A 19,757-nucleotide genomic window follows, 5' to 3' on the forward strand; every position below is an offset into this window, starting at 1 on the left:
ATGGTACCCATTAAAGTAAACAAGATAAGGTAGTAACAAGGAACATTACTTCTTTGACAAGGCGGAGATTTATGAACTTTGATCTTTTAATAAAAAATGGCTGGATCATCGATGGTACCGGAATATCTGGGTACTTCGGCGATTTGGCCGTACGTCAAGGTAAAATCCTAGAAATCAGTACCAAACTTGAATATCCCGCCGCGAGAGTCATTGATGCATCCGGGCTGATAGTCAGCCCGGGGTTTATTGATCCCCATGTCCATGGCGAACTCGCAGTTTTGACAAGCGGTAACTTTAAAGATTTTTTACGTCAAGGAGTGACCACCACTGTCAATGGTAACTGTGGGCATTCTATAACCCCTTATAGCTCATATAATATCCTCGATTATATGGCGAGAACCGGATTGATTTCGTCCAAGGAAAAAATGCGGCTCGGAACCTTAAATCCCCCCTGGGGAGATTTTTCCGGCTATATCAATATTGTTAAAACCAGAGGTCATAACATCAATATGGGATTTCTCTTAGGACATGGTTGTTTACGCTGGAGTATCATGGGGACTAAGACTGGTATACCGAATTTTTCCGAGGAGAAGGAGCTCGTCCGCTTAATTGAAGAAGGTATGGAACAAGGGGCTTTAGGACTATCCACCGGTTTAGCCTATACACCCGGACGCTTTGCAGGTACCGATGAACTCATTAAGCTGTCCGCCATCATCCGTAACTATGACGGGATCTATACAACCCATCTAAGAACCTATCTCGGGCTTCTCGCTGCCGTTAAAGAGGCCATCAGAATAGGTGAAAGTTCAGGAACCAGGGTACAAATCTCCCATCTATCGCCAACTTGCCCGGATGCTTTTGCCGAGATCTTGGCGGCAAGGAATCGAGGCCTGGAAATCGGAGTTGATACAATTCCTAAAAGCAGCGGTCACTTTAAGAGATGGGAGAGGTTTCTGCAATTTCTCCTCTCTGGTTCAGCGCTGAGCCAATCACCGGAGGCTAACGTTTCTTCGCTGGGGAGCCGGAACTTTGAAATCACAAAAGCATTGCTCAGAAAAATTCGCTTTAAGGATCAATTGATGGTTTATCATACCCTTGATCCTCAGATGGAAAATCGGACTCTCAAAGATATCTCCGAGGAAAGAGGAGTGACCGTCGATGAGCTCCTCTTTCAGCTCTTAAAAGAAAACACCCCCAACCTGACCTTCTGTCAAGGAGGAGTTAACCGTTGGGATTTTCCCGGAATCCCCTATCCTGATGATATTGCTCATAACCCCTTAGTCATGGTGGGCTCGGACCGGATCTTCGGCGATTGGCAGGATCCTTTTGACTGGTATGAATTGTTCAGAAAAGGGGCCTTTCCCATTTATTTTGACTTATGTAAGAACAAAGGTGTTACTATAGAAGAAATTATTCGCAGAGTAACTTCTCTTCCTGCCCGGCAATTTCGCTTACATGGGCGGGGAATTTTGGCTCGGGGAAATGCTGCCGACATTACAATCTTTGATCCGAAAAATTTCACCTATCCCTCTAACACTGAAATTGATGTCCTTAATCCGTTGACCATGGCCAGCGGGGTACATTTTACTATAGTTAATGGCAAAGTAGCTTTAGATCATGGGATCGTTCAGGCAATCAATGCCGGTCAAGTTTTATTGAGAAACGGTGAGATATTATAACTAAATATCTTGTAAATACCCCTACGGTCTGATAACAAAGAACATTAAAGCTTTTTGCACCTATCCATCCCGCCTCACCCCCTTTCCGGAGGTTTGGCCGCCCACCCTACGCCTATTTCATTGTACTTGTGCTTATTATTCAATATTTGTATAATTTCTTATTAAACAAAAAACATTTAAATATTGTCGAATGATCAATTTAGCATTTTCTATAGCGAATTTCCGAAGTTTGTCGGTAAAAAAGCTCCCGAAAGGCTTTAGTTATTTCAACTAACGGTTGTGAAAGAGCTTAAAAAATAAGAAAGAAGATTATTTACTTTAAGAGACAGGTAAATAATCTTCTTTCTTATTCAATGATTTAAACTTATCCATTCATTCTGTCTCTAAAGTTACACTCCATAATTCCAGCCGAGATGACTCATCTATAGTCTAGATCGCTTCATCTAAGGCTTTCTTTATCACTTCTTCCACCTGTTCGGCAATACTCAATAGTTTTTCTTCTTTCAACATACCAATCAAAGAGGTCGGGCGAAGCATCCCCATATAAACACTGTTTTCCTTTTCGTAGACAACGACTTTGCAGGGCAAAAAGTAGCCAACTTCAACCTGAATTTCCAGTACTTCTTTTGCTTGTTTAGGATTGCAGACCTCCAAAACCTTAAAATGCCCTTGAAAATCTAACCCTTTTTCTGCTAACTTGTCTTTAAAGTCAAGCTCCCATAAAACGCCAAAACTATTGTTGCTTAATGTTTTCTTTAAGTCCTCCACTGCTGTCATAAAAGGTTTATCGGTCTTAACTTCATACTTTAAATCCATGACTTTTCCCTCGCTTTATCTTAATTAATTCAATTTCCCTGACTACGGACAATAGATTCTTCTAAACAACTTCCTATGACTTTAGTATACCCAATAAACGGTCTCTTTCTTCTTCTAAATCTTCTCGTTCTGCCACCATTCGCGGCTGCACAGAGTGAAAAGGCCAACGAGCTTTAAGATCAGCCAACTTTTTCTCAACGTCCTGAAGTTGCAGCAATATTTCCTGTTGATCTAATAGCGTTTCCTTTTCTTGTTCTTGTCCCTTATCCTCCATTGGCATTCATCTCACCGGCCTCCACAAAGGTAATCGCGCCATGCATACAAGCTTCCATGCAGGCTTCACATTCCACACATTTCTTAGGATCTACCACTGCCAAATGTGACAGCATGGCAATAGCCTGTTCGGGACAGGTATTAACACAGCGTTTGCACCCCCGGCAAAGTTTTTCCAAGATAAACGCTGACATTCCATTTCTCCTCCTTATTCCTGCGGCATTAAAGGAACACCCGGTTCCTCATTAGCAGCCTGCTCAGCCAAAGCGCTGGGGACCTGAGTTTGAGCCTACGGAAGCCCCCCCGCCCGAACTCTTCCCCAGAACATTGACCGTAGTAAACCGCTGTTTAATTTGGTCACTTCCGCATACCGGACATACTTGATGGTCTTTTTGGCTTATGCTGCAAAAGACAGAAAACTTATGATTACATGACTGGCAAATTAAATCATAACTTGGCATTGTCTTCAATCCTCCTAATGAACTTTACTTCATAACTACTGCTTTACACGGCTCAAAGCCTGATATTCAGAATTCAGATCCTGATTCCTAGCTCTTTGCTCCTTTTGTACGTTAAGCACACTTGATATTTGAAGATGAGTCCGTCTTGAACTAAGTGAAGCAGCAATTTTAACTTTACCCCATATACCCCGTAAGGGTATTTTGTAATTCCAATATATTCGCATATTCCTGTTTTGTCAACCCATTGGAACTACTTTCTTTAATTCCCATTTCCTTAACATTTGCTTAAATTATCTGCCTGGGAAAAGCCGCCTGCAAGAAGAAACACCCAAGAGTTGCAAGATAACTAAAATTTGAGCAATATAAATCAAAAAAAGTCTTCTAATTGGTACTATACTATCATCTAGGAGGAGCCGCCAATGAACTATTCTCAAAGTATTCAAGACACCATCGCTTACATTGAACAACACCTCTGCGAGAGGCTCTCATTGGATGAGATTGTAAAAGTATCCGGATTTTCAAAATATCACTTTGTTCGCATTTTTAAGCGCGAGACCGGATTGGGGTTAAAGGAGCATATTCAAAGCCGTCGGTTAACTTTAGCGGCGAAACTTCTTCTGTCATCGAAGTTTAGTATTATGGATATTGCTCTCTATTGCCGTTTTGAATCTCAAGAGGCCTTTACAAGAGCATTTAAGAAGGTATACGCGCTTCCTCCCGGAAAATATCGCCGTGTCATAAACCACTTAGTAACTATAAACGAGGTGAACGATATGAAAAATAATCAGCAAATTCCCGGATGGATCATAACAGGAACCGCTCCAGGGAAATTTGAAGCTGCATTTGACCAAGAAGTGTTTTTTAAGGGAACAAAATCGGTGCTTTTGAAAAGCACCAGTACAGAACTGGAGACAGGCGACTACTATGCGGTAATGCAGCAGTTCAAAGCCAAAAACTATATTGGAAAAAGAGTGCGTTTATCAGGGTTTTTAAAAGCAAGAGGTGTGACTGGCTGGGGTGGACTCTGGATGAGGATTGACAGCATAACCGCAAATGTGATCAAAATTGATAATATGCAAAACCGCCCTATAACGGGCGATTCGGACTGGAACCATTATTCGGTGGTGCTTGATGTGCCGGAAAACAGCGCAATTATCAATATCGGTATGCTGCTCAGCGGCACGGGGGAATTATGGATGGATAACGTTTCCTTTGACATCGTTGACAAAAATGTTCCGGCTACGGATGTCGATCTCAGCAGTGAATTGCCAGAAAAGCCTGTGAACCTTTCCTTTGAGGAGAACAGGTAAAAAGATTCCGAAGAACAATGCAAGAATTTGTGGCGGTTGGACTGTGTTACTGCCATTATTTTAAATCAAATATAAAAATAAAACACAGAGGTTATGGATAATAAATAGAATTCATAACCTCTGTGTTTATTATAAGCTTAGACAAACGATCACCTCAGGGATGTGAGGCGCTCCGATCATGACATTTGTGACAAGAATCAGCTCCTTGCTCCAAAAGGGATTGCTTGCAATTGCTTCCATAAACTAATGGAATAGAAAAGGTTTTGCCCGTCACACGACTGGTCTGGACCCAACTATTTCCCTCATGGCGGATAAAGGGCAGCTCCTCCCCTTTTCCTGTAACAAGAATCTCATCTCCAAGTTTCAGAGCAGGAAATTTAGGATTGGTTAGTTGCTCTTCAAAGGCTAAGTCCTTAGGATCTACAATCTTCTTAGTCTTAGGGAGAGTTTCTTTTGTACCATGACAGTCTTGGCATTGAAGGTGAACAGCCTCATATTGTGAGGTGTGAAGTAGGTTGTCTCCCATGACGTCCTGCCTTGTATGACAATCAATACAATCCAGGCTGACTTCACATTGAGCGAAAATTTCACCGGGCAAATAGTAATCTTTGACCCTATCCAGATAATTTGTATCTCCGGATTTCCAGTCACTAATGACTTTAGTCATATCCGAACGAAACGCAAAACTCATTTTGAGCGGGTCATGATTTCCTTGATTATGGCACTGATTACACTGGGTATAAGGAATTTGGGTTGTCAGGCTGTGGGTCATCCCCCAGCCGAGATCAGCGGATCTCATAGTCGTATCTGTCCCGATATAAGTATGCATAGGGTTCGTTAAAACATGACATACCTCGCAACCCTTCGCCGTGATCTTGTTCTCTGTTTGAGATTTAGCTCCGGTTTGGCTGCCCTGGGGAGAAAGATTATTGGACGTTGGAAAAACGGGGATTTCCCCTCCGTTTTGATGACATTGATTGAGACAGTTCTGCTGAAACGCTTTCTGATTAGGCTGTCCCTGCAGAGGATTGGGATAAAGGGCTGCTGTCTGCCCCTTGACAAGCCCTGGCACCTCATTCGTTTTATCAAATCCGAACATCCTGCGTACAACACTGAGCTCGCCAGCCTTCGTGGACATAATCGACGTTTTCACGAGATCGACTTCATTTTTCGCCGCTTCCTGATTACCTGAGTGACAAGCCATCCCGTTCTCAGCCGTTCCTCCGCAGCTTAAAGAAGCTGTGTTCAAGGAGCCCGGATGCCCCCCTCCATACATTTGATCATGAGCGGTCCCTTTATCCAGAGAGAGAGGATTTCCGCCATGGCAAGCGACACAGCCAAACGTATTGCTGGGATGGGAGCTGGAAATCTCCTCTATACCGATATGACAGGTTTTACAGCGCTCAACCTTCCCATTAGGAAGAACCAGGTCAATGATTTCAGGTTTCTGATTCTGAAAACTCTTGATTTCTTGCTTCAGTTGAGTTCTCTTCGCCTCATCTTTAGTCGAATTTAATTGTGCATGCAATGTTGCTGCCTGTTCTTTAAAATACTCCCGTTGATATTGTGCCCAATCTGGAGTTCTGCCTTGAATAAGGAGAATTAAAACGACAAGACCCACGAAAAGGCTTACTAAGATCAGAGCTTTTTTCATAAATGTGTCCACCACAATTCTTTCACCATAAACCAAAACAGAAGGATCAGGACCGAGCTAAAAAGAACGCTGAAAATCCCCCTTCCCCATTTGTCTCCCCAATAATGGGCAGCCCAGGGCACCCCCGCCACTCCAAAAATGATTAGGGCGGGAACTGCTAAAGCTCCCAACCAAGGCGGGAGATATAAGAGCAACACCTGGAAAGGACCAAAAATCCAGGGTGCGGTGGCATGAGAAACTGCCGGAGCTAAATTACTCGTCCCCACTTTCGGCGAGATTATAAAGGCCAACAAAGTACAGAGGATCAGAAAAATCAGTGCAGCAATTCCTTCGCTTTCTTTAAGATCATTAAGGGGTGAACGAGCCATGGTATCTCCTTCCTTAGAGAGGACGTACTCCGCCGTCACGGCGAATCCGCCAAAAGTGATAGAGCTGCAGCCACAACGCCGCGAAAGGCAAGGCCACACAGTGCCAAACATAGACGACCAAGGTGCTGCCGCTCAAAGCGGTTGGTTCCCCTAAGGCAATATGCGCCAGTGCTGTTCCCAAAACCGGAATTTGCTTAAGGATATTGGCTGCAACCGTTGCCGCGGCACCGCTTTCTTGAGAACCAATGAGCAGATAACCTGTAAAATCCAAAACCAAAACAAGTACCAGCAGTCCAACACCGACGAGCCAATTGAGCTGCTTTGGAGGCTTGTAAGAATGAGTCCATACCACCCTCACCATATGTAAATTAACGGTAACGACCATAAGTTGAGCTGACCAGTAATGCAAGTTTCTGATGATACCCCCGTAAGGAATTACTGACCCCAGGGTAAGAACGCTGCTGTAACCAGTACTTTCACCCGGTTGATAATGAAACATTAAAAGGAGTCCCGTAACCCCCAGCATTAGGAATGCCAGAAATGACAGGCCCCCGAGGCAGAAGGTGTAGAAAACAGAAAGTGCACGTTCTGGAATAGATCGTGGTCTGAGGTGATCGACAAAGCTGTGTCTGGAATTCCGAGCCGACCCCTCAGGTGCCGGTTGTTTTTGTTTCAGATCATGGTCAGACGTCTGGACTGGCTTCTGGACCATAGTTTGTGTTGCACTTAATTCCCTCATAGCCGTACTTCCAATCCCACGTGTTTCTCCGTATTAATGATCAAAGAACCATCCGCCTTCCGATCCACGGCTACCCTTGGCAAGGCCTTAGGGGCAGGCCCGGCTATGGGCCTGCCCTCTATATCGTAAATGCTGCCATGGCATGGGCACAACCATTCTTTTTTATCCGCATGATAAGTCACTTCACAGCCGAGATGAGTACAAGTTGCTACCAATGCAGTAATGCCCTGATCATCCTTCTTCACCCAAACCCGTGAATTCGGAACATGCTGCCAGTCTGTTTTTTCCTTAAGGCTCTTGTCATAAGACACTAAGGGCGAGCGCGGCTGGTCTTCGTTGCTTGTCAGATAGTCAAGAAGTGGTTTGACGCTCAGAGCACCTACCGCAACCATTCCGGCCCAAGCAAACCGCAATACTGTCCGTCTTGTGCATTCTATTGGCCCAGTCATCCTTTTTCAGCCCCTTCTTCCCACGATCTCCAAGTCGTCTTAAAACCAACGGCTCCATTGCCCGGCATAAGTGATGATATAGCGGACAAAGAACCCCCCAAAGAGTACTAGAAAACTGCTGCCGATAGTTACTGGCAGGGTCCAACGGACCGGGATTTTCTCTTTCAACTCCAGGTATTCCAGTGAAAAAGGGATCACCAATCCAAGGCCAATGATCAAAATCCAAAAAATCAGAGCAAATTCACCGTAAATCATAGTTCCATAAGCCTCCGCAACGCTTATAGAACCTAGTCTTCCCATAACAATCATTGCTAATAGTATAAAGCATTCTAAAACAATGAGTAAAGCGTCCACTTTCGTCAATAGATGCAATTCATGATACTTTGCCCGCTGCCAGGGTGTTACTGATGAGATAAATATTACGGCGGCCACCCCAGTCGACAACGCTGATACTAAAAAAAGCACCGGCAGCAAGGGCGCTCCCCACAAAGGGCGCGCGGCAGCATTGAGAAGGAGACCGGTATAAGATGCCACGCCTATTGACAAAAAAGGGATTACCTTAGCCAACCGTTTTTTCCATTGTTCCAATGATTTAGTATCCTCAACCATTTGAAACTTTTGAGGAAGCCAAAGATAAAGATAAACAACGCTGAGCAGGGTGAACAAAAGAATCGCCCAACTCCCATACGACATAGGGGAACGAACCTGTAAGGTCATAAATAAACGATAGAAGTTAAAAGGGCTTCCTAAGTCCAGCAGAAGTACTGCTAAACCTAAAGAAATTGGAAAGGGCGAGATGAATGCCCCCCAGCGCCCAACCCTCTCAAAATCTTTACCACCAAAGAGCAAGGCCAGGTTCGAGGTAATCATAGCTCCGGCACTTACGCCAGCAGTAAAAAGGTAAATGACAATTAATAAGCCCCAAGTTATTTCCACGTGCAAACCCTCCTTACCACCTATTTGCCCTCCGGTATTTCCGGGACGACGTCATCAATGTAATAAATATTGGGGCCTGTTCCCACATACTTCAAAAGCTGACGGGCAGGATATTTGGCAATTAATTTGGCTACGACACTGTCCGGGTCATTGAGATCACCGGCTTGCCGTGATTTTCCAAGACAAGTCTGAACACAGGCAGGCTTTAAGCCTTCTTCCAAACGCTGCAGACAAAAGGTGCATTTATCCGCTTTACCTGTCTCCGGATTGGCAAAACGAGCATCATAAGGGCAAGCAGTAAGACAATATTTGCAGCCGATACATTTACTGTTTTCAACAATGACAATACCATCGGAACGTTTTTGAGATGCTCCGGTAGGACATACCGAAACGCAAGGAGGGTTGTCACAATGCATACAATTTCCCGGTTGAAAAACTTCTGTAATCTTTGGGAACTTACCCTGAACACCACTGCTTTTGACCCAATTGCGCGTTTTACCAATGGGCACGTCATTTTCGGCGCGGCATGCGACCATACAGGCATCACAGTCGATACAGCGCGAAGTGATAATGACAAATCCCATGCGAACTGTCATAGTTTTCCCTCCTACGCCTTACTTACGGTTACAAACGTCTCACTCAAAGCCGAACCTCCCGAGAGTGGATCCGTAACGGTCTTGTGGAGTGCTGAATCGCTTGCTCCAAGTTTATAGGCTGATCTAAGTCCTTTGCTGACATGCCCAAATCCTCCGACCATGAAAATGCAGTCCGGCCGGATTCCTTCGGTAACCTGGGCCTTAATTGTCACTTTTCCTACATCGCTTTCCAGGACAACATCATCATCCGTCTTGATTCCCAGGCGGGCAGCTACTGACGTATGCAGCCAAGCCCGGTTTTCCGGAAAAACTTCCAATAACCAGCGGTTATTTTGAGTAAACATCTGGGTATGCTGAGCTGTTTTTCCCGTCAGGAGGTAATAACGGCCTTCGGGAGGACGAGGCGGCTCATCCCAAGTGGGCACGGCCTTTTTGCCCATTTGGGCCATAATACTCGATGCTAATTCAATTTTGCCGCTGCTGGTTTGAAATTCGAAGTCTTTAGAATGGTCTTCGTGAAAATTTGGGATAGCATAATGCCCGGCCCTTTCTAATTCATCTAAGGTGATTGGGAAGGGTTTAAGCTGTTTAGCCAAAAGATCCCGTTCATCCTTATAAGGGAGAAAATCACCAAGGCCTAATTTCTCAGCTAGTTCTTTGTAAATCATCAAGCTGCTTTTTGTATCATATAAAGGGTCAATCACCGGCTGTCTGATAAAGATTTTATTGCCAATAGGGATTAAACCGTCATAGCGTTCCAGATAACTTGATTCAGGTAGAATAACATCAGCATAATAGGCAGTATCGCTTGCTTGAATGTCAATAACAGCGACAAAATCCAACTTCATAAAGGCATTGATGGTTTTCTGCCGTTCCGGTATCGAAAGAATGGGATTCTGCCGAGAAATCAACCACCCTTTAGCCTCATAAGGTTTACCAGACAAGATATTATCCCGCATGGTTTGAATTACACCATAAGATAAAGGAACTAAGGGATACTGCCAGGGTACCCCGTCAAGTCGTATTCCCTGGGCCTGGGGAAAGGGGGGATGAGACAAAACCCCAAGCTTTGCCGTATTGATTTCCTGATCAGGAATTAGTCCTCCTGGCTGGGCCCAATTGCCGATCAGGGCATTCAGTACGGCAATGGCCCGCTCCGTTTGAAAGGAATTCTTAAAATTCGATGTCCGCCAGTTAGGATGGGCAATAGCAGCAGGAGCAGCCGCAGCAAACTCCCGGGCAATCCTTTCTATGGTTGCCGCAGGAATCTCACACTTTTGCTCCGCCCATTCCGGCGTATACTCTTTGACCTCTTGGACCAAATCATCAAAGCCTTGAGTATAAGTTTTTACAAAGTCTGCCTTGTACAGTTTTTCTTTAATAATGACATGAAGTATTGCTAAAAAGAAAGCGGAATCTGTTCCGGGCCGTATTGGCAGCCATTCTGCAGCTTTAGACGCTGTTTTGCTGAAACGCGGATCAAGAACCACAACCTTTGTTCCCCTGGCAATCATTTCGATCATTTCTTGGGTTTCATTGTTGGAAATTCCCTCCGCCAGATTTCTTCCCATAAATATCATATACTTGCAGTGTTTATAATCCGTACCCGGCTGAGGAACACCGTAAGTATATAAAAAGCCGGTGGTCATAGCATTGAAGCATAAACTTCTCTGGGTGCCATAGTTAGGGGAACCAAATGCCTTCAGTAAAATCTCAAAAAAGGGCTGGGACAGATTGTCTGTGGAGTTGAACATCATTGCTTTAGCGCCATACTTATCTTTGATTTTTTTCATCTGATCTGCCGTATAAGTTAAGGCTTCATCCCAGGAAGCTCTGCGCCATAATCCGCTTCCACGTGCTCCCGCCCGAATAAGAGGAAATTTGATGCGGTCAGGGCTGTATAACGTTTCAATTCCTGCATTTCCCCGCGGGCAAAGTTTGCCCATATTATTAGGATGATCCGGATTTCCTTCTAACTTTTTTACAGTACCGTTTTCGACCTTGGCAATGACTCCGCAGCGCCAGACACATTGCTCACAAATCGTTGTGACCTTCCGGGACTCAGTACTCTTGGCCGCTGCCTTTGACGCCGAATGGTCCACAGCCAACATATTATCCGGCGTTAAGAGCCCCAAGCCCGCCGATGCACCCAACGCAGCACCGGCAGCAGCGCCTTTAATAAATTGCCGGCGGCTGAACAATTGGTCCCAAGTATAGACTTTGGACATAGTCAGACCTCCTTTCCACATTAACAGAACAACGTTTAGTTTATATTCAGAGTCTTAACTGGTTTTACAGAGTCATCAGCAGGGGTACCTTTTGAGTTTTCAGCGACTTTGGAGCCCACATAAAATACAATCGTACAGAGAACGAAGAGGGAGATAAACAGCCAATGGTTCACATGAAGAAGTTCCTCAAGGGATTGCTGTCCATAGACACCAATGGTGGAAATTTTTAAGAAGATGGACTGGTAAGTGGCACCAAAGAGAACTCCACCGACCAAAAAACCTAAAACCCCCGGAATTAAATAGTCCAAATTTCCTTGACCACAACCTGTGATCAGCGTACCTGGTCATGTTCCGGCTAAAGCCATACCAACTCCGAACAGAAGCCCGCCCAGAAGATTGCCGACAATATAGGTGGAGGACATTTGATCTAATTGAATAAAGCCCAGATCCTTCAAGGCATATAGACCCACAAGTCCCACTGAAATCCCCGTCATCATAAATTTCATGATGGTGTTATCTTTAAAACGAAATTGGTTAACAATTCGATGATAATGACCTAGGCCGGCCTTTTGCAGCGCAAAGGCGAAGAAAAAACCAATCGCTAAAGGAATAATATAGGTGGTCATTTTAATAGTCCCTCCCATATAAAAGTTTAGTGGTAATAATTCCAGACACAAATAAACCAACGATAAATAATAAGCCTGCCGGTGAAAGCTGCATTGTCCCTGATATAGCTAAACCGCTGGTGCATCCGCCTGCGATACCTGCCGAGTATTCAATGATGATGCCCCCAATAAAAATCAGTATCCATCGTTTTAACTTGCTGGGCCCAAAGTTCTGCGTCCATAACTGATCTGGCATCAAGCGCAATTTGAAATCCCGTGACCATAGGCTTGAGGCAAGAGCGCCAAGGATCATGCCAATAAAGAGGATTATTTGAAAACTCACGACAGGGGGCATTTGAAATTTAAAATACATAGAGTTGGCTAAGTTAAAATGGAAGGTTTTAAGCAGAATGCTGTCAATACTTTCTAGGCCACCGGAGGAACCAATAGTCTTGTCAACTAAAACATAGGAAGCGATGGCCGTCAATCCTAAAAGAAATCCTGCTGCCCATGGAGACCATGTTTTCTCTTTCATTTTTTCATTAAAAGACATGATCATCTTCCCCCTTTCTCTTTCTCCTGCTCGACTCTGGAAATTAAAAGTTTTAGATCGTTTTCATCCATGGTTTGGAGTTTAACCAGAACAGTCTCCGGCAATTGAGTCAATAGATGCAAGGTTTGCCGTCCCTGATGACCTTCGAGGATCGACTTAAGAATTAGAATTGTCTCCATATCTCCCTCTAATAACTGAGTGAACACTTCTTGAACTTCCGGCGGGAGAGAATTAAAAGGGACATTCTTCTGCTTTCCTTTAATATAGGCCCAAGGCCAGAGGCCTTTTTTCCATTTCCAAAGCAAGATTGCCAAGACAAAAAGAGCCAACACATCGGCTAAAATAATAGCCCAAGCAAGCAAGGATAACCTGCCGTTTTGGTTAAAGTCAAGAACATCAAAATTCGGATTGGCACTGGGTGGAACTTGAGCAGCCGCCGGAGAAGGAGTGACCGATCCGTTGTCTGTCGAGGTTGTTGTTCCTGATGCTGAGGGACTTGCCGCAGAACTTTTTCCTGATGGAGTTGCAGTACCTCCGTACTTTGCAGCTCGTGCCGCAGCATCCGTAGGATGACAAGAAATACAAGTTTGATCTGGCTGAGTTACGGGGTTTGCAATCATCCCCGCATGCGCTTTTGTTTTATCGGTTTCCGTAGCTACCCCTAAGTGACAAGCTTGACAGAAATCCCCAAAGGAATGTTGGCTATGCCAGTCTCCCTTTTTGGAAACGGGATCTGCGCCTTGAACTTCGTGACAGGTTTTACAAGAAGACGTTGAGGCTCCACAGGCTGCCTGGACATCTTGGGGAGTCGACAATCCCAAAGCCCCTAAGGAAGCAATTCCGACAATACCAAAGATTACGGCAATAAATAGCTTTTTTATTCCTTTCACGTTTACTCCTCACCTCATTTCAAATTAATGCGTTGTTGTTTTTAAGTTCTTCGTCTTTATCACCCCCAACCATATAAGGCTTTCATCCATTAAGTAATTTCTTAAAACATACGATTGAAATAAATAATAATTAATTTTAGGAAAATTCTAGATATTGGAACTCATTTATGCTAATATATTCACAAATCCCCTTTGTCCTACCCCCCGGGGGAGGGGGGTCCGCGGCTAGCTATAGAATACAATGAAATCATCTTCAGGTCAATATCGAAAAAACAATAACCCTGTGTCGATTTTTATTCCATAAGCATTGAGGAGGAGGAAGATAGTCATAATGGAGGATTTAAAATCATTAAAACGCGAGGTTTTAATTCAACGTCTGAAAACTTTAACTGAGGAACTTGAAGAACTGGAAGAAGAAAGAAGCTTTGTTTTAAAACAGACCGGACTTCATCTTCCCGGGCATACCGTCAAAAAATACGAAACAGAATTATCGGCACTTAACAAATCCATTGCAAAACTTCAAGAGGAAATAGCTCGAAGACCTTAAGCCAATCCACACTGCAGGAGTCTGCTTATTCAGCAGCTGTGCGGCGATAAGCTCGTCTGCTTATCCGCTGAAGACAGCTCCCGCGCAAGCAATGAGCGAGCCTCGGACTGCTAAGTGAAAGCAGAACGAAGTGCCATGGGACTCTGATAGAATAAAAAAGCGTGCAGAAGCACGCGAAAGATCACTATCCGTATATTATTCTTTCTGTAGATATTGATTTCCAAGTCATCAATACTCATTTTTAGTACCAATTGTTACTGTCCGAGGGGTGTCCCATCCTTGCATTCCTGCCCTTCCCTACAAGTTTTCAAGAGAGCGCAAGAATTACACATTTCCGCTTTGTCACTTGCAACGAGACAATATGTATTTTTTATTTTCCAACATGCTTTTGCTTCATTGACAGGTACAGGACTGTTCTGATAAGCCCCGCCTTTACAATTGCGATTGTACCAACAAGAATACATCGAAATCAAGTGTTTGGCTCCTGCAATATTTAACCCCTTTTGATCTAATAAAAACTTAATAAATTGAAGCCGCTTAATGTCATTATTTGAATACCTGCGTTGCTTACCTTTTCTTTCGGGGTGTATGAGGTTATTTTTTTCCCAAACTCTTAGAGTCTCCGGATGTTCATCAATTAACTCCGCAACCGTGCCAATCGTATACAATCCTTGATCCTCATCAAGCATTTCTGTCACTTCCAAATATCATTAAGACCCTACACGGTCTTAGCTATCGAGATTTTCAAACTGGATATGATATATGCCTCGCCTCAGAAGATAATTCTGTATGGTTTTGCGCAGAGTGCCTAAAGCAAGATCTATTCCAGGATGATCTGCTTCAACCGACCACTCCAAGGCGTCCTTGACATCTTGTTTAGTTATTTTTAAAGCTTCCGCCAAATGTTTGCCTTTGGCTAAAATAGTAGTCATACTGCAACATGCTATCGTCTCGTTATCCCCGCTTACCCAAAAGCTAATGCTTTTAATAATCCCAAATTCCACTTTAATTTCAATTGTACAATTAGCCCCGCTTTGTGGATCTTCCACAGTTCCTTCGCCATCGGAATTCTGCATCTTACCTTGATTCATAGGATTTGTAATAAGTTCCAAGAACTTTTGCGAATACATCGTTTCACCACCACTCATAAATATTAAATCACATTATATTTTATTATTTAATTTATTTCAATAATTTTATTGATATTCTGGGCATACTAGTTTATTATTCTCATCAAAGAAACTTATAAAGAAGAGTGCTTGAAATGATTGAGTTAATGATACCTGGTAAAGGAGCAATAACCCTAAGCGTATTGGTTTTAGACTTTAATGGAACATTAGCGTTAGACGGCAGATTGTTGGAATCCGTCAAGGAGGACCTTAAACGTTTGTCTCTTTTTATGGACATTCACGTTCTCACCTCAGATACTTTTGGGTCGGTGGAACGCCAGTGCCAAGAACTGCCTGTTAAAGTGAAGGTTCTGGGTAGCCTGGATCATACTCAAGAGAAAGGGGACTATATCTTAACCTTTAACCCAGATCGCGTCGTTGCGGTTGGAAACGGTTCTAATGATAAGATAATGCTTGAAAAAGCAGGTTTAGGGATTGGTGTGATTGGATTTGAAGGAGCTTTTACGTCAACGTTATTATCTTCCGACATTATCGTCAACGATATTAAAGATGCTTTTGGTTTGCTCTTAGAACCTCAGCGACTTAAAGCAACTCTCAGACGTTGATTTTCTTGGCTAATTAAAGAAAACTTGGCGGGCAACCTAAGACACTGTCATCGTGTGAAAAGACCAAGAGCTTGCTCAGTGCAAACCTTGGTCTTTTTAGATTTTAATTAGGCTAACTTTTCGCCGCTATTTTTTTGTATTTCTTGGGCTAAACGTTTTGCTATTTCATCAAAGATCGGAGATTTGTAATCTTCTATCTTACCGGCATCTGCCAATTCAGTCAAGGTTGGATCAAGCGGGAGTTCTCCCAAAAATGGAATGGATGTGCGTTCTGCTTCATCTTTTCCTTGGGGTTTTCCAAACACCTCCATTCGATGATTGCAGTCAGTACATTGAATATAAGCCATGTTTTCAATTAAACCATAAATCGGAGGCTTATAATTGCGAACCATTTTTATGGCTTTACGAACAACCATGTTGGCCAATGATTGGGGACTTGTTACCATAACAACGCCATCAATGGGGAATGATTGGAAGACCGTAATGGGAACATCACCGGTACCCGGAGGCATATCAATTAAGAGATAATCAAGATCTCCCCAAACAACTTCTGTATAAAACTGATTGACAATTTGGGTGATTAGGGGTCCTCTCAAAATTACAGGGTCATCTTCCGTTTCAATCATAAGATTCAAAGACATAACTTTTATCCCGTCACGGCTCTGGGGGGCAAGAATTCCGGTCTTACTGACCCCCGCTTTACCTGTAACCCCAAACATTCTGGGGACACTTGGTCCTGTAATATCAGCGTCTAAAATTCCCACTTTAAATCCTTGACGCATTAAACTTACAGCTATCATACTCGTAACGGAGGATTTACCAACGCCTCCCTTACCACTCATGACAGCAATAATTTTATCGATGTGACTGGCTTTTTGAGCCTCCGTTAATTTTGGCTGACTGGAACAACTATCTGTCGTACAGGTTCCTGCTGCTGAACAGCTATTACACGCTTCGCTCACGGTAATGCCTCCCTTTCCTATCGTAAATTACCTTTAAAAAGGTAATAAATCCAAATTCATCTTACTCCCCGGATTCAAGCTTTGTCAAGTTTGTCCAATATTGGCAACGTTCCAGTCTTAATGGCAGGAATGGCCGTGATCATGACCGTGGTCATGCCCGTGATCATGCTGACACACGGATCCGGTGCTTACGACTTTGCCCTCTGCATAGGCTTGGGCGACATCAGCAACTCTTCCTGAAGCCCCGGAAACTACTTGTAATCCTACGGCGTTAAGACCATTAATCATTCCCCCGCCGATTCCGCCACAAACGAGTACTTCCACTCCTTTATTCTTAAACATGTTGGCAAGCCCTTCATGTTGATGTTGAAGACCCACTGTGCTGAGTACTTCTACCAAACGAGCTGTCTGTCCCTCAATTTCAAACACGGTAAACGCGGCTGCCCGTCCAAAGTGGGCATCTAAAACCTCACCATTTGTTGGAATTGCTATCTTTTTGGCCATTGAATAAACCCTCCTTATAAATATTTTCTTTTAAGTGCTTTCTTTACGACAGTCGCTCCGGCCTTCCTTCAACAAATGACTGTCACATGGACGGTTAACTCCTTTGTCTAAGCGCATTTTCTTCATGTCGCCACATTTTGGGCAGACCAGTTCGTAGCCATGTTTTCCACCGGCAGAACACGGTTTCTCCTCCCAAACATGATGACAATTAAGGCACTCAAAGACCCTATTTTTTACTGTGTAATTACCTCCTTGAATAATAATAGGTCTGCCTTCCAGTAAGGCAGTGGCAATTTTCACCCTAGCTGCACCAAGAATTCGTTGAAACGTAGCCCTGGAAACTCCCATAGATGCTGCACATTCACCTTGATCTAGACCCAACTTGTCTTTGAGACGAACGGCTTCAAGTTCCTCAAGCTGGATTAATACTTCCGGCCAACGTGAATATCCCTGAGGTATGAACGTTTGACAGACTATCGTTTCATCAATTCGGCCGCAACAACGCCGTCTTGACATTGTATCAGCTCCTTTTGGGCATATGCTCAATTACAGTATAGCCATAATTCTTCGAATAATCAAGTATTAGACTTTTTACTCCCAGGAAAACCTCTGCTATTTGCGCCGGCAGCAAGGAGTAAAATTTATTTACAAACGTCATATCCCCAGTTGAGCCCCCTTCTATAAGTGAGGGTTACACCTCCGATTCAATCAACCTTCCAATCCCATAGGCCTTTGGAAAAGCCACCCCGAGACTGCGGACCGTAAGGAGTTGCTCCAATAGGGACCACTTGTTTCTTCGTAACCCATTAGGATATTAAAAAACTACCAGAAGAAAAGTGCTTCTGGTAGTTTAATTTTTATATTGCTATAAACAGCCGTAATTTACTGATTTAGTTTCATCAACGTTTCGATGGCCTTGCTGAGAACATCTTGCCGGTTTTCTCCTTTATCCAGAGCATCGACCAGGCAGGAATTGGCATAATGCTGAGCAACAATTACCGAGACTTTCTGAACCGCCGAACGGATAGCAACGAGCTGCAATAGTATATCCTCACAGGGTTTTTCTTCTTCAATCATCCGTTCAACCCCTGAAATATGCCCTCGCACCGTTTTGAGTCTCGTTAGAATCTTTTGGGTATCCGTTGGGTCGATTTCTTTCACGTTCGTTTTTCCCCATTTCATTCATCAAGTCCCTTAGAGGGCAGAAAATTATGTACGGTAAAGTTTAATATATTTTTGATAACTTTTCAAGACTCGCCCCACATAATCCCTTGTTTCTGTGAAGGGTATATCCTCCTGCCGGACATTATTAGGATTGATCTGCCCTGATTTAATCCATTCTTGAACATGCCCTCTCCCGCCGTTATAGGCAGCAATCACTAAAATAAGATTGTTCGAAAAAACCTTTTCCAAACTGCCTAAATACCAGGTTCCAAATTGAATATTGGTTTCCGGGTTGATGAGATCTTCATTAGAATAACTCTTATCCCCTAAACTTTCAGCAATTGCCTGTGCCGTGCTGGGCATAAGCTGCATTAAGCCTACAGCCCCTTTATGAGATTGAGATTGAGGGAAAAATTTACTCTCTTCCCGAATAATCGCCACGACAAGCAAAGGATCTACACCGTATTGGGCCGCATATTTTTCCACAATTTTTTGGTGTGGATAGGGATAGATGATTTTTTCAAATGTAGGAATATTTAGCAGAACAAAGCCTATAAGGATTACGACTATTAAAACCAGAAGAAGCTTTTTGCTTGTTCCAATTGTTTTCTTCTTTTTAAGCATCGCATCTCCTCATCTCAATTAGGACTGTTACATGAAATATATCATAGTTTTCTCTCAAATATGCTTTTTAAAATCGTTCCAAGCTGCTATAAGCTGCTCAATGGTTTCCTGAATACTCCCAGAATTATCAATGACTGTATCGGCCCGCTGACATTTTTCATCCAGTGAACCTTGCGCTGCAATTCGTGCTTCGGCTTCGTGTATTCCTAAGTTATCTCGCTTAAGTACACGTTGCAACTGTATATCCCTCGGTACCCAAACAACCCAAACTTTATCAACATGCTGTTCAAATCCCGTTTCAAAAAGCAAAGGTACATCCCAAACACAAACCTTCTCACCGGAATTTTCCAGCACTTCTCGTTCACGATTCATATGGTCAAGCACCCGGGGATGGACAAGCCCCTCAAGGCTTTTGCGGGCTGCAGCATCTGCAAAAACCAACTTCCCCAGTTTGCCGCGCAGAATTTCTCCCGTTTCCCCTGCGATGTCTGAGCCGAAGGTCATAATTAACCTGGAAATCAGGTCAGAATCCGACTGTAACAAACGGTGAACTGCTTTATCCGCATCGATTACAGGAATTCCCTGATTTTTAAACCACTGAGATACCGTAGACTTTCCGCTGCCAATACCACCGGTCAGGCCGATTGTTAACAAAAAGCTCACC

27 protein-coding genes are annotated in these 19,757 nt (G+C 43.6%); 4 read left to right on the forward strand and 23 right to left on the reverse strand.

The window, feature by feature from the left end; all coding sequences use genetic code 11:
* Nucleotides 1–71: 71 nt before the first annotated feature.
* Nucleotides 72–1,679, forward strand: coding sequence for an N-acyl-D-amino-acid deacylase family protein (locus DESACI_RS15520; protein ID WP_014828145.1), 1,608 nt, complete (start codon nt 72–74; stop codon nt 1,677–1,679).
* A gap of 429 nt (nt 1,680–2,108) precedes the next feature.
* On the opposite strand, the gene DESACI_RS15525 is transcribed toward DESACI_RS15520, so the two are convergent.
* From DESACI_RS15525 to DESACI_RS15540, 4 genes are all read right to left on the reverse strand, one after another.
* Entirely contained in the window at nt 2,109–2,495 is a 387-nt protein-coding gene (locus tag DESACI_RS15525) for a DUF302 domain-containing protein (RefSeq protein WP_014828146.1), read from the reverse strand.
* Nucleotides 2,496–2,568: 73 nt separating this feature from the next.
* The gene (locus tag DESACI_RS25255) at nt 2,569–2,775 is read right to left on the reverse strand and encodes a hypothetical protein (RefSeq protein ID WP_014828147.1); all 207 of its coding nucleotides are present in this window, start codon (nt 2,773–2,775) and stop codon (nt 2,569–2,571) included.
* Nucleotides 2,759–2,962: a DUF362 domain-containing protein gene (locus DESACI_RS25260; RefSeq protein ID WP_041276106.1), complete on the reverse strand. Its 204-nt coding sequence runs from the start codon at nt 2,960–2,962 to the stop codon at nt 2,759–2,761. Before DESACI_RS25260 ends, DESACI_RS25255 begins: the two co-directional genes overlap by 17 nt.
* A 63-nt stretch (nt 2,963–3,025) precedes the next feature.
* Nucleotides 3,026–3,229, reverse strand: coding sequence for an FmdB family zinc ribbon protein (locus DESACI_RS15540; RefSeq protein ID WP_014828148.1), 204 nt, complete (start codon nt 3,227–3,229; stop codon nt 3,026–3,028).
* 419 nt (nt 3,230–3,648) lie between these two features.
* Here DESACI_RS15540 and DESACI_RS15545 point away from each other — a divergent pair, with 419 nt between their 5' ends.
* Nucleotides 3,649–4,539 (forward strand): helix-turn-helix domain-containing protein, encoded by an 891-nt coding sequence (locus DESACI_RS15545; RefSeq protein WP_014828149.1) that lies wholly within the window; start codon nt 3,649–3,651, stop codon nt 4,537–4,539.
* 154 nt (nt 4,540–4,693) lie between these two features.
* On the opposite strand, the gene DESACI_RS15550 is transcribed toward DESACI_RS15545, so the two are convergent.
* The 10 genes from DESACI_RS15550 to DESACI_RS15595 are packed head-to-tail and all read right to left on the reverse strand — an operon-like array spanning nt 4,694 to nt 13,557.
* The gene (locus DESACI_RS15550) at nt 4,694–6,193 is read right to left on the reverse strand and encodes a hypothetical protein (protein WP_014828150.1); all 1,500 of its coding nucleotides are present in this window, start codon (nt 6,191–6,193) and stop codon (nt 4,694–4,696) included.
* Complete coding sequence (locus DESACI_RS15555; protein WP_242833067.1) at nt 6,190–6,600, reverse strand: hypothetical protein; 411 nt, start codon at nt 6,598–6,600, stop codon at nt 6,190–6,192. Before DESACI_RS15555 ends, DESACI_RS15550 begins: the two co-directional genes overlap by 4 nt.
* A complete protein-coding gene (locus DESACI_RS15560) occupies nt 6,575–7,300 on the reverse strand; it encodes a cytochrome b N-terminal domain-containing protein (RefSeq protein ID WP_014828152.1) in 726 nt (241 codons plus the stop codon). Before DESACI_RS15560 ends, DESACI_RS15555 begins: the two co-directional genes overlap by 26 nt.
* Entirely contained in the window at nt 7,297–7,749 is a 453-nt protein-coding gene (locus DESACI_RS15565; protein ID WP_014828153.1) for a QcrA and Rieske domain-containing protein, read from the reverse strand. The genes DESACI_RS15560 and DESACI_RS15565 overlap by 4 nt, the downstream gene beginning before the upstream one ends.
* Before the next feature lie 39 nt (nt 7,750–7,788).
* Nucleotides 7,789–8,685 carry an NrfD/PsrC family molybdoenzyme membrane anchor subunit gene (nrfD, locus tag DESACI_RS15570; RefSeq protein WP_014828154.1) on the reverse strand — a complete coding sequence of 299 codons (897 nt, stop codon included), beginning with the start codon at nt 8,683–8,685 and terminating at the stop codon, nt 7,789–7,791.
* Nucleotides 8,686–8,705: 20 nt separating this feature from the next.
* Entirely contained in the window at nt 8,706–9,281 is a 576-nt protein-coding gene (locus tag DESACI_RS15575; protein ID WP_014828155.1) for a 4Fe-4S dicluster domain-containing protein, read from the reverse strand.
* Nucleotides 9,282–9,292: 11 nt separating this feature from the next.
* Entirely contained in the window at nt 9,293–11,509 is a 2,217-nt protein-coding gene (locus DESACI_RS15580; RefSeq protein ID WP_014828156.1) for a molybdopterin-containing oxidoreductase family protein, read from the reverse strand.
* Between the two features lie 35 nt (nt 11,510–11,544).
* Nucleotides 11,545–12,135: a YeeE/YedE thiosulfate transporter family protein gene (locus DESACI_RS15585; protein WP_014828157.1), complete on the reverse strand. Its 591-nt coding sequence runs from the start codon at nt 12,133–12,135 to the stop codon at nt 11,545–11,547.
* 1 nt (nt 12,136) lies between these two features.
* Entirely contained in the window at nt 12,137–12,667 is a 531-nt protein-coding gene (locus tag DESACI_RS15590) for a YeeE/YedE thiosulfate transporter family protein (protein ID WP_014828158.1), read from the reverse strand.
* A gap of 2 nt (nt 12,668–12,669) precedes the next feature.
* Complete coding sequence (locus DESACI_RS15595; RefSeq protein ID WP_014828159.1) at nt 12,670–13,557, reverse strand: cytochrome c3 family protein; 888 nt, start codon at nt 13,555–13,557, stop codon at nt 12,670–12,672.
* A 331-nt stretch (nt 13,558–13,888) separates the two neighbouring features.
* On the opposite strand from DESACI_RS15595, the gene DESACI_RS15600 reads away from it, so the two are divergent.
* Nucleotides 13,889–14,104, forward strand: a complete 216-nt coding sequence (locus tag DESACI_RS15600; RefSeq protein WP_014828160.1) for a hypothetical protein — start codon at nt 13,889–13,891, stop codon at nt 14,102–14,104.
* 254 nt (nt 14,105–14,358) lie between these two features.
* Here DESACI_RS15600 and DESACI_RS15605 read toward each other — a convergent pair whose 3' ends face one another.
* Together DESACI_RS15605 and DESACI_RS15610 are read right to left on the reverse strand one after the other, a co-directional pair.
* Nucleotides 14,359–14,793, reverse strand: coding sequence for a MerR family transcriptional regulator (locus DESACI_RS15605; protein WP_014828161.1), 435 nt, complete (start codon nt 14,791–14,793; stop codon nt 14,359–14,361).
* Nucleotides 14,794–14,832: 39 nt separating this feature from the next.
* Nucleotides 14,833–15,252, reverse strand: coding sequence for an iron-sulfur cluster assembly scaffold protein (locus DESACI_RS15610; protein WP_083845606.1), 420 nt, complete (start codon nt 15,250–15,252; stop codon nt 14,833–14,835).
* Between the two features lie 116 nt (nt 15,253–15,368).
* On the opposite strand from DESACI_RS15610, the gene DESACI_RS15615 reads away from it, so the two are divergent.
* On the forward strand, nt 15,369–15,839 hold the full coding sequence (locus tag DESACI_RS15615) for an HAD family hydrolase (protein ID WP_014828163.1): 471 nt from the start codon (nt 15,369–15,371) through the stop codon (nt 15,837–15,839).
* A 107-nt stretch (nt 15,840–15,946) separates the two neighbouring features.
* On the opposite strand, the gene DESACI_RS15620 is transcribed toward DESACI_RS15615, so the two are convergent.
* The 7 genes from DESACI_RS15620 to coaE all read right to left on the reverse strand — a co-directional run bounded on the left by DESACI_RS15620 (nt 15,947) and on the right by coaE (nt 19,747).
* Complete coding sequence (locus tag DESACI_RS15620; RefSeq protein WP_014828164.1) at nt 15,947–16,801, reverse strand: Mrp/NBP35 family ATP-binding protein; 855 nt, start codon at nt 16,799–16,801, stop codon at nt 15,947–15,949.
* A 117-nt stretch (nt 16,802–16,918) separates the two neighbouring features.
* Nucleotides 16,919–17,305 carry a NifB/NifX family molybdenum-iron cluster-binding protein gene (locus tag DESACI_RS15625; RefSeq protein ID WP_014828165.1) on the reverse strand — a complete coding sequence of 129 codons (387 nt, stop codon included), beginning with the start codon at nt 17,303–17,305 and terminating at the stop codon, nt 16,919–16,921.
* A gap of 30 nt (nt 17,306–17,335) precedes the next feature.
* A complete protein-coding gene (locus tag DESACI_RS15630; RefSeq protein ID WP_014828166.1) occupies nt 17,336–17,821 on the reverse strand; it encodes a DUF134 domain-containing protein in 486 nt (161 codons plus the stop codon).
* Nucleotides 17,822–17,825: 4 nt separating this feature from the next.
* Nucleotides 17,826–17,963, reverse strand: coding sequence for a hypothetical protein (locus DESACI_RS24595; protein ID WP_158310190.1), 138 nt, complete (start codon nt 17,961–17,963; stop codon nt 17,826–17,828).
* A gap of 224 nt (nt 17,964–18,187) precedes the next feature.
* Entirely contained in the window at nt 18,188–18,487 is a 300-nt protein-coding gene (locus DESACI_RS15635; RefSeq protein ID WP_014828167.1) for a metal-sensitive transcriptional regulator, read from the reverse strand.
* 27 nt (nt 18,488–18,514) lie between these two features.
* Nucleotides 18,515–19,093: a lytic transglycosylase domain-containing protein gene (locus DESACI_RS15640; RefSeq protein WP_014828168.1), complete on the reverse strand. Its 579-nt coding sequence runs from the start codon at nt 19,091–19,093 to the stop codon at nt 18,515–18,517.
* Nucleotides 19,094–19,147: 54 nt separating this feature from the next.
* Nucleotides 19,148–19,747 (reverse strand): dephospho-CoA kinase, encoded by a 600-nt coding sequence (gene coaE, locus DESACI_RS15645; protein WP_014828169.1) that lies wholly within the window; start codon nt 19,745–19,747, stop codon nt 19,148–19,150.
* Nucleotides 19,748–19,757: the final 10 nt, after the last annotated feature.

Origin of the sequence: Desulfosporosinus acidiphilus SJ4, assembly GCF_000255115.2 — a bacterium.
Lineage (GTDB): Bacteria > Bacillota > Desulfitobacteriia > Desulfitobacteriales > Desulfitobacteriaceae > Desulfosporosinus > Desulfosporosinus acidiphilus.

Excerpts from the sequence above, each read along its gene's own strand:
- DESACI_RS15605 (WP_014828161.1), bottom strand. The coding sequence starts at position 14,793 with ATGCTTGATGAGGATCAAGGATTGTATACGATTGGCACGGTTGCGGAG.
- DESACI_RS25255 (WP_014828147.1), bottom strand. The coding sequence starts at position 2,775 with ATGCCAATGGAGGATAAGGGACAAGAACAAGAAAAGGAAACGCTATTA.
- DESACI_RS15640 (WP_014828168.1), bottom strand. The coding sequence starts at position 19,093 with ATGCTTAAAAAGAAGAAAACAATTGGAACAAGCAAAAAGCTTCTTCTG.
- DESACI_RS15550 (WP_014828150.1), bottom strand. The coding sequence starts at position 6,193 with ATGAAAAAAGCTCTGATCTTAGTAAGCCTTTTCGTGGGTCTTGTCGTT.
- DESACI_RS24595 (WP_158310190.1), bottom strand. The coding sequence starts at position 17,963 with ATGACGTTTGTAAATAAATTTTACTCCTTGCTGCCGGCGCAAATAGCA.
- DESACI_RS15600 (WP_014828160.1), top strand. The coding sequence starts at position 13,889 with ATGGAGGATTTAAAATCATTAAAACGCGAGGTTTTAATTCAACGTCTG.
- DESACI_RS15520 (WP_014828145.1), top strand. The coding sequence starts at position 72 with ATGAACTTTGATCTTTTAATAAAAAATGGCTGGATCATCGATGGTACC.
- DESACI_RS15635 (WP_014828167.1), bottom strand. The coding sequence starts at position 18,487 with ATGAAATGGGGAAAAACGAACGTGAAAGAAATCGACCCAACGGATACC.
- DESACI_RS15610 (WP_083845606.1), bottom strand. The coding sequence starts at position 15,252 with ATGAGTGGTGGTGAAACGATGTATTCGCAAAAGTTCTTGGAACTTATT.
- DESACI_RS15590 (WP_014828158.1), bottom strand. The coding sequence starts at position 12,667 with ATGTCTTTTAATGAAAAAATGAAAGAGAAAACATGGTCTCCATGGGCA.
- DESACI_RS25260 (WP_041276106.1), bottom strand. The coding sequence starts at position 2,962 with ATGTCAGCGTTTATCTTGGAAAAACTTTGCCGGGGGTGCAAACGCTGT.
- DESACI_RS15580 (WP_014828156.1), bottom strand. The coding sequence starts at position 11,509 with ATGTCCAAAGTCTATACTTGGGACCAATTGTTCAGCCGCCGGCAATTT.
- DESACI_RS15540 (WP_014828148.1), bottom strand. The coding sequence starts at position 3,229 with ATGCCAAGTTATGATTTAATTTGCCAGTCATGTAATCATAAGTTTTCT.
- DESACI_RS15575 (WP_014828155.1), bottom strand. The coding sequence starts at position 9,281 with ATGACAGTTCGCATGGGATTTGTCATTATCACTTCGCGCTGTATCGAC.
- DESACI_RS15545 (WP_014828149.1), top strand. The coding sequence starts at position 3,649 with ATGAACTATTCTCAAAGTATTCAAGACACCATCGCTTACATTGAACAA.
- DESACI_RS15560 (WP_014828152.1), bottom strand. The coding sequence starts at position 7,300 with ATGAGGGAATTAAGTGCAACACAAACTATGGTCCAGAAGCCAGTCCAG.
- DESACI_RS15625 (WP_014828165.1), bottom strand. The coding sequence starts at position 17,305 with ATGGCCAAAAAGATAGCAATTCCAACAAATGGTGAGGTTTTAGATGCC.
- DESACI_RS15525 (WP_014828146.1), bottom strand. The coding sequence starts at position 2,495 with ATGGATTTAAAGTATGAAGTTAAGACCGATAAACCTTTTATGACAGCA.
- DESACI_RS15630 (WP_014828166.1), bottom strand. The coding sequence starts at position 17,821 with ATGTCAAGACGGCGTTGTTGCGGCCGAATTGATGAAACGATAGTCTGT.
- DESACI_RS15565 (WP_014828153.1), bottom strand. The coding sequence starts at position 7,749 with ATGACTGGGCCAATAGAATGCACAAGACGGACAGTATTGCGGTTTGCT.
- DESACI_RS15615 (WP_014828163.1), top strand. The coding sequence starts at position 15,369 with ATGATTGAGTTAATGATACCTGGTAAAGGAGCAATAACCCTAAGCGTA.